This window comes from Paracoccus endophyticus (assembly GCF_003286075.1).
Lineage (GTDB): Bacteria > Pseudomonadota > Alphaproteobacteria > Rhodobacterales > Rhodobacteraceae > Paracoccus > Paracoccus endophyticus.
Genome location: NZ_QLUV01000007.1, coordinates 141,626 through 149,168, shown reverse-complemented (window position 1 = coordinate 149,168; position 7,543 = coordinate 141,626). Strand labels below are relative to the sequence as shown.

Genomic DNA, 7,543 nt, shown 5'->3' with positions numbered 1-7,543 from the left:
GAAACCGTGCCGATGTTGCTCTGGGCGCTCCTGGCCTCAGGGCAGATCCAGATGCGCAAGGTCGACGGCTGGGAAACCCTCACTCAGCCCCTCCAGCCGATGCCACTTGACCTCGCCGCCTGATCGGAGCCAGCTTCACATGCCCGAAGCGAGCCGCCAGGCAATTTCCACCACATTCGCGACACGACCATGCTTTTGACAGCGTTGTGAGTGCGGACAAGCTGCTTCTCGGGTGATCCATAGACCCTATCGGCAACATCGTTTGAGACATGACCTGTGAAGGGTGCAGCAACTACAGCAGGAACATCATGTTCTCTGAACAGGTCAACGATGCTATGCCTCAACGAATGAACAACCTTCCGCTCATCCGTGACATGCTTCCGCAAGTGATTCATCAGCTTCATGGACACGTTGCCGTAAGGTGCCTGTCCTTCCTTGCCGAATAGGTATCCCGTGGACTCGTTGCGCTTGAGTGCGTTCCTTGCGGCTTCCAGCCCAGCGCCATAGAGAGGAACCAGCCGCACTGATCCTGCGGTTTTTACCCCTCGATCATCAGTAGGCGTGATGCTGATGTGCGGTATATCCGCGTCAAGGTGAACGTCTTGAACCCGCAACCCTTGAACCTCTGCGCCTCTGGCACCTGTCAGGGTCAGCACGTCCCAAATCTCGCCAACCTCTTTTGCGCGGGAACCATCATAGATTTCTTTGCGGATCGCCCTGATTTCTTCAATCGTCAACGGCACTCGCTTAGACATGGCTGAACCTGTCGCGTTCCTCTCTGGCATCTTCAAGCCAACGAACGGGTTTGGTTGTTCAATGTCGCTTTCCGTGAAGTAGATAGAGAACATGGACTTGATAACGTTGTTCTCACGCTCAACACTCTCTGCGGATACTTGATCCTTGCGAGTGTCCTGCCAAAGCCTTGCATGGGCTTTCGTGAAGTCCCGCACGTCCTCAACCTCGGGTGCGGCTGCTTTGAGTGCCGCAACCAGCCGCTTGGTTTCGTTCTGCCGCTTGGGGCTGAATGGTCCCTTCTGCTTCTCATAGACCGCTGCCATGTCGTCAAAGGTGTAGGTTGCGGCAACGACCTTGGACTGCTTGGCCTTCTTCAACTGCGATAGTCTCACACCATCGTTGATCTGGGCTTGCTTCTCTGCGGCAAGTTCTCGGGCCTTCGCCAGCGATGCGGCTGCGATCTTGGCAGGATCATCCGAACCCGCATCAGCACCCAACTTGCGGACCTCGCCTAGCACGACCTCAACCCGCTTGCCTGCAACCATCTTGTTAAAGACCCATGACGCATGACCGTTCGGCCAAAGGGCAAGGTAGAGGTTGTCACCATCGGACATGCGACCTCTTGTCGGTTCACCTGTCACCCGATGCCGTATCAGCAACTTGCCTCTGACGGCTTGCTCCACCTGCCTGCGGGTGATCCTCTTTGCGATTCTTGCCATGTCCCTACGATCCGATAGCGGGTTTCTACCCTACAATCTACCCTACAATCATATAAGCGAATCAAAGACAGTCAAGACGTTGATGAACATGATGTATTCCCAGCACCGGGGCGAAAAGCACGGGTTAACAAGCAGTTGGATGACAGAAACACCAGTGTAGATTTTTTCAAATAAATCCAGATGCTTAGCATCACCCCTACCGCCGGAGCCAAATCCTAAAAACCTTCAATAGCCTAGCCGGCAAGCCTGGACGGCGTTCAGGCAGCGTTTCGGACTTGTCACCGATCTCACCTCAGGGTGTTGGAACGGCAGTACGGGACGGGTGTTGAGAAATCACCATCGCACGCCCGCCGGTGCCGATACGCCGGCGTCACCAGCGGCATCCTCGCTGGGGAGTCCGGGACGCGATCCGTGGTATTCCTGGCCTGACGGGCGCTGCGTCGTGCGAAAGATCAGCCGTGCACTGCAGCTGCGTCGATCCGTCCGTCCTCCAGCGTGACGACCCGGTCGGCCAGCCCGATGATCCGACTGTCGTGGGTGACCATGACCGTCGTCATGCCGCGCGTCCGGCCCAAGTGCTTGAGCAGTTCGACCACGTTGAGGCCGCTGTCGCGGTCGAGTGCTGCGGTCGGCTCATCGGCGAACACCACCTCGGGATCGCCGACCAGGGCGCGGGCGATCGCGACACGCTGCTTCTGCCCGCCCGACAGATTGGCCGGCAGATAGTCCATCCGGTCTGCCAGGCCGAGCAGGCCCAGGACATGCGCGGCCGCTCCGTCGCCTGCCGCGCGCAGGCGGCGGGGCTTGACGTGCAGGCCCATCAGGACGTTCTGCCGCGCCGTCAGGCTCTCGTGCAGATTGTGGGCCTGGAAGATGAACCCCAGCCTTCGCCGCATCGCCACCAGCTGGCGCTCGGGCGCGGCGGCGAGTTCGTGCCCGAGCAGCCGGACCGACCCCTGCTGCACGTCCCGCAGGCAACCCATCAGGGTCAGAAGCGTGGTCTTTCCCGACCCCGAGGGGCCCATCAGCACGGTCAGGCTGCCCCGGGCGACGACCAGATTGACATCGAAGAGGGCCTGCTTGCTGGCCTCGCCGCGCCCGAACCAGTGGTTCAGCCCGGCGACCGCGATGGCGGGCTCGTCCGCACCCATCAGAACAGATCGGCCGGATCGGCCAGGGCAAGCCGTCGGGTTGCCAGGGCGCCCGACAGCGCGCAGGCCATCGCGGTGCCGACAACGACGGCCACTGCGGTGGAGGTGCCGAGCTCCAGCGGCAGGTTCGTGGCCTTGCGCATGCCGGCGATCAGCGCCCGGGCGATGAGATAGCCCGGACCCGCGCCAAGGATGGCCAGGATCAGCGCCTCTTCCAGGACGATCCCCAGCAGAAACCGCTGCCGATAGCCGATGGCCTTGAAGGTCGCATATTCGTGAATGTGGTCGGCCACGTCGGTCGAGAGCACCTGATAGACGATGACCAGTCCCACCAGCACGCCGATGATCACGCCGAAGCCGAAGATGATCCCGGTCGGGCGGCGGGTCTGCTGATAGGCGATGTCCTCGGCCCGGGCCTGCGCATAGGACCGGATGCGCAGCGTGCGGTCCGAGATCATCCCGCGAAGGTCCTGCGCGACCTGATCGGCATCCGCGCCGGGCGCCAGTGCAAGAAGGATGTGGTCGGGGGCCCCCGTCTGGCGGTTCTGCACGATCTTCAGGAAGGTCTGGTCCGACACGACCAGGAATCCGTCCACGCCGAACCCTCCGCCCCCCTCGAAGCTGCCATAGACCGTCAGAGTGCGACCCCGAACCTCCAGCGTCGCGGGCCAGGACGGGCCGATCGCCGCAGCATCCTGAGGGTCAAGTCCGCGGGTCAGACGGTCGATGATCCCCGATTCCGGCAGGGTCAGCAGTTCGGCACCCGGCCGCAGCGCGGGGGACAGAAATGCGGGCTGCGTGGGATCGACCCCGAATGTCGTCAGCGACATGGTGGTTCCGGCATGCTGAAGCGTGACGTTGCCCACGAACAGCGGCGCCCCGGCCGTCACCTGCGGGTGCGCCAGGGCCTGAAACAGCCACTGGCGGGCAACGTTGCTGCCGTCGGTCATCGAGTCCGCGTCGGCGGCCGAGATCATCAGCCCGGATTCGAAGAAGTCGTAGGGCCGCCCCGTCGCGATCGACATCGACCCCAGGATGGCAAGCTGGACGAACACCAGGACATTGGCGAACGCGACCCCCGCCAGCGCGGCGATCAGCCGGCCCCGGCTGTGGGTCAGTTGCAGCCAGCCGATCGGCAGGCGCCCCAGAAGCCGGGTCAGGATGCGGGTCATTGTCCGACCGCTGCCTGCGGCGACGGCGCCGCCGGCGCCCCATGCGCCGGTCCTGTGCGGATCCGGGCCACCACCTCGAGGTTCGTATACCGGGCGGCGATGCGGCTGCTCTCCGGGTCGAGCTTGACCTCGACCTCGACCACGCGGGCGTCGGTGTTGGCGGCGATGTCGTCGGGCAGCAATCCCTGCCTGCCCACGACCAGCCCGATCCCCGAGACATGGCCTGTCAGCGATGTCCCGATGGGCACCGCCATCAGTTCCACCGGCTGGCCGATCGCGACCCGGCTGATGCGGTCCTGGTAGACCTCGACCTCGGCCATCATGGTGTCGGTGTCGCCCATCGTCAGGATGCCGCCCGCGGGCGGGCGCTCGCCGGGCCTTGCATCAAGCGTCAGGATCGTGCCCGCAATCGGCGCATGAACCCTGGCGCGCGCCAGGTCCGCTTCGGCACGGACCAGCGCCGCCCGTGCCGCATCGACCTGACGGCGCGCCACGATCACGTCGGGCTGGGCATCGGCGTCCCCGGCGACAAAGCGGCTCAGCGTCGCCTCGGCCTTGGCGACGGCCAGCGCGGTCTGGCTGCGACTGGCCTCGGCCACCTCGAGCGCGGCCGGCGTCGCGACCCCGCGGCGCGACAGGGCCAGCGTGCGGTCATATTCGGCCTGGGCCTCGGCTGCGGCGGCCCTGGCCTGGTTCAGCGCCGCCTGAGCCTCCTCGCGCGAGGCGGCAATGGCGGCGCGGGTCTGGTCCAGGGCCGCCTCGCGCACGGCAACCTCGGCCCGGGCGGTCAGCAGGGCGCTTTCTAGGAACGGCAGGTTGTCCAGCGTGGCGACGAGCTGCCCTGCGGCGACGCGGTCGCCTTCGGACACCGGAAGGGTGGCGATCCGCGCGTCGCCGGCCCCATAGGGCAGTCCGACCGTGATGACGTCGCCCCGGGGCATCAGTCGGGCAAGACCGACCACGTCGCTGGGCACGATCGTCTCGACCACGGCGGGCGGCAGGTCGATCTCGGGCGGCAGGGCGATCGGGGCGCTCGACCCCGCCCCCGGCACCAGCCCTGTCCGTTCGAAGATCAGGCGCAGTCCGGGCGGCTGGAAATACATGCCGACCACCCCGCCACTCAGCATCAGCAGAGGGATCAGCGGCAGCGCCAGCAACCAGCGGCCTCGACGGCGCTTGGGCAGACGCGACGCCGGCGCATCGGTCGCCGCGGGCGGTGGGGCAGACGATTGCGTCACCGGCTGCTCCTTCGCAGGGCCAGCGCGGCGATTGCCGCCCAGACGAGCGACCGCAGGGTCATCGCGCCGACCGTCCGCGTCTCATAGGGGCGGCCGCTCAGCACATGCCAGCCAAAGGCTGCAAAGACGATCAGCGTGGCCACAAGGATGGCAAGCGAGAGGCCGGGCGCCCAGCGACGCCCTTGCCACAGCCCGACTCCCGCCAGGACATAGGCAAAGCCGGCGGCGAAATTGAACAGCAGAACGAATCCGACCACGGCACCCATGTCCGCCGCACCAAACAGGGCGCGGCCGCCGCTGAGGATTGTCAGCAGCCCGAAGACGACCGCGACAACGGCAGCGATCCGATGGGCGTTCATGACGCATGCCGGGGCTGCGCCGGACCCCTGCGCCGAGGGTCCGTGGATCGACGATGGTGCGCCGCAAGCCCGGGAACGGCCCAAAGCCGGGCCCGTGGATCGCCTTCGGTTCTCATCGCGTCACCCTCCGCATCCGCCTGGCTGACAGTGCCGAACAAGCGTGGCGCATGGCGGCCGGGCCTTCAATGCCGCTCGTCGTCGCAGCCAGGGGGGCGAGCCCGCCGGGCTGCCGGAGCTGGGCACGATGCAGAATCGGGACGCCGGGCTGCTGCGAGACGCGGAGCGGGACAGCCGCGCCGGGCGCGGTTGCCAAACCCACGCGCGCCCTGCGCCCGTGCCCCCGGTGGCTGGCCCGTGCTTGCGGATCTCAGGCCACAACCCAGAGATGACGAAATGTCACATAACAACCTTAACAGTTGAGTAAGATTCTCCCGTATACAACCTGCAGTTGTCCCGAATCGGCCAGGAGCCGGATCAGGATCAGCGTCACGTCAGCCAACTGGCCGGCCCGGGTTGCAGAATGCCTGCCCGTCCGCCGGCACGATCGATCAAGGGAAAGCTGCCACCATGGCAACCAAGGTAAGACCCGGCCAGCTCGGGATCGCGACGCCCTTCGGGGAGCTGCTGGGAAAATCCGACGCGGACATGCAGGCCGAACTGCAGGATTATGTGACGATGGGGGTGGACTGGGTCCGTCTCGACATCCACTGGTCGCTTGTGCAGCCCTCCCCCAACGGGGGCTACAACTGGACCCTGGTCGACAAGGTCTTCAAGGCGATCGACGCCAAGGGCCTCGAGATCGTGGCGATCCTGAACAACACGCCGGACTGGATGGACGACTCTCTGTCCTCGGCGGCGGACCAGGCGGCCTACGGACGCTTCGCCTCGGCGGCGGCGGCGCGCTATGGAAACATGGTCGATTACTGGGAAATCTACAACGAACCCAACCTGAACGGGGTCTCGCCCGAGGATTACACGAAAATCCTCAAGCTCGCGCATGGCGCCATCCATGCCGCCGACAGCAACGCCACGATCATCACCGGCGGCCTCGCCTCGGTCCCGACCACGGGCAACGGCATGTGGGGCGCGGTCGAATACCTCGACCGCATGTATGACGCCGGGGCCAAGGGCTACTTCGACGCTGTCGGATACCACCCCTACAGCTTTCCGCTGATGCCCAGCAACGGGGCGGCGTGGAACGGCTGGCAGATGATGGAGGACGGCATCCGCAGGGCCATGGTGGCCAACGGCGATGGCGACAAGCAGGTCTGGATCACGGAATACGGCGCCAAGACGACCGGCGGCGGCGTGACCGTCAGCCCGGCCGTTGCGGCGGCCATGCTGCGCGAGGCCGTCGATCTGGCCGAGGACACGCCGTGGGCCGGGCCGCTCCTGTGGTATTCCTATCAGGACAACACGCTGGAGCCGGGCTTCGGCATGCTCGATCCCAACGGCAACCGCCGCGCGGCCTATTACGCATTCCGCGAGTTGGCCAACCAGGACAACGATCCCGCCGTGGGCCCTTCGGTCCCCCCGGCAACGCCCGATCCCGTTCCCCAGCCCCCCGTTCCCCCGGCCCCGCCGATCCCCCCCGCAACCCCGACGCCGCCCGGCGAGGCCCGCCCCGTGCGGGTCGTTCAGGGCACCGCCGGCGACGATGTGCTGCTGGGCAACAGGGCCGACAACGTGCTGCGCGGAAACGGCGGCCAGGACATCTTCGTCGGGGGCGCCGGCAAGGACGTCTTCGTCTTCAGCGAAACCGGTCCTTGGGACATCATCCGCGACTGGCAAGAGGGCGACACGATAAACCTGCGGGGCATCGACGCGCATGTCGGCCGCAGCGGGAACCAGCCTTTCACCTTCATCGGCTCGAACTGGCTGGGGACGTCGCGCGACCTGGGGGTCTACATCGACGAAGGCCAGAACAAGACCTATATCCAGGGCAGTGTCGACCGGGACGCCGACTTCGAGGTCAACATCGTCCTGGATGGCGTGCATCGGCTGGACGCTGCGGACTTCGTGCTCTGATCGCGTGGCGCACGGCCCCGGCGATCTCGCCCGGGCCGTGCGTGCCCGCGGGTTCGACAGGCCCGGGCTTGCGTGTCCAGGGCGGTTGCAGCCTGGTGTTGTGCGCCCATTGCCGCGGCTGACCGGTCGGGCCTCCGGCCG

General features: G+C 65.8%; 6 protein-coding genes. 1 reads left to right on the top strand and 5 read right to left on the bottom strand.

Annotation, left to right across the window (positions count from 1 at the left end; translation table 11 throughout):
- Nucleotides 1-83 precede the first annotated feature (83 nt).
- From DPQ23_RS10235 to DPQ23_RS10215, 5 genes are all read right to left on the bottom strand, one after another.
- Nucleotides 84-1,454 carry an integrase arm-type DNA-binding domain-containing protein gene (locus tag DPQ23_RS10235; protein WP_112874587.1) on the bottom strand — a complete coding sequence of 457 codons (1,371 nt, stop codon included), beginning with the start codon at nucleotides 1,452-1,454 and terminating at the stop codon, nucleotides 84-86.
- Between the two features lie 452 nt (nucleotides 1,455-1,906).
- Complete coding sequence (locus DPQ23_RS10230; protein WP_112874586.1) at nucleotides 1,907-2,605, bottom strand: ATP-binding cassette domain-containing protein; 699 nt, start codon at nucleotides 2,603-2,605, stop codon at nucleotides 1,907-1,909.
- Complete coding sequence (locus tag DPQ23_RS10225) at nucleotides 2,605-3,777, bottom strand: FtsX-like permease family protein (protein ID WP_112874585.1); 1,173 nt, start codon at nucleotides 3,775-3,777, stop codon at nucleotides 2,605-2,607. The genes DPQ23_RS10230 and DPQ23_RS10225 overlap by 1 nt, the downstream gene beginning before the upstream one ends.
- The gene (locus DPQ23_RS10220) at nucleotides 3,774-5,015 is read right to left on the bottom strand and encodes an HlyD family efflux transporter periplasmic adaptor subunit (RefSeq protein WP_112874584.1); all 1,242 of its coding nucleotides are present in this window, start codon (nucleotides 5,013-5,015) and stop codon (nucleotides 3,774-3,776) included. The genes DPQ23_RS10225 and DPQ23_RS10220 overlap by 4 nt, the downstream gene beginning before the upstream one ends.
- Nucleotides 5,012-5,374 carry a hypothetical protein gene (locus DPQ23_RS10215; protein ID WP_112874583.1) on the bottom strand — a complete coding sequence of 121 codons (363 nt, stop codon included), beginning with the start codon at nucleotides 5,372-5,374 and terminating at the stop codon, nucleotides 5,012-5,014. The genes DPQ23_RS10220 and DPQ23_RS10215 overlap by 4 nt, the downstream gene beginning before the upstream one ends.
- Nucleotides 5,375-5,941: 567 nt before the next feature.
- On the opposite strand from DPQ23_RS10215, the gene DPQ23_RS10210 reads away from it, so the two are divergent.
- Nucleotides 5,942-7,402 carry a cellulase family glycosylhydrolase gene (locus DPQ23_RS10210; protein ID WP_112874582.1) on the top strand — a complete coding sequence of 487 codons (1,461 nt, stop codon included), beginning with the start codon at nucleotides 5,942-5,944 and terminating at the stop codon, nucleotides 7,400-7,402.
- The last annotated feature ends 141 nt before the right edge of the window (nucleotides 7,403-7,543 follow it).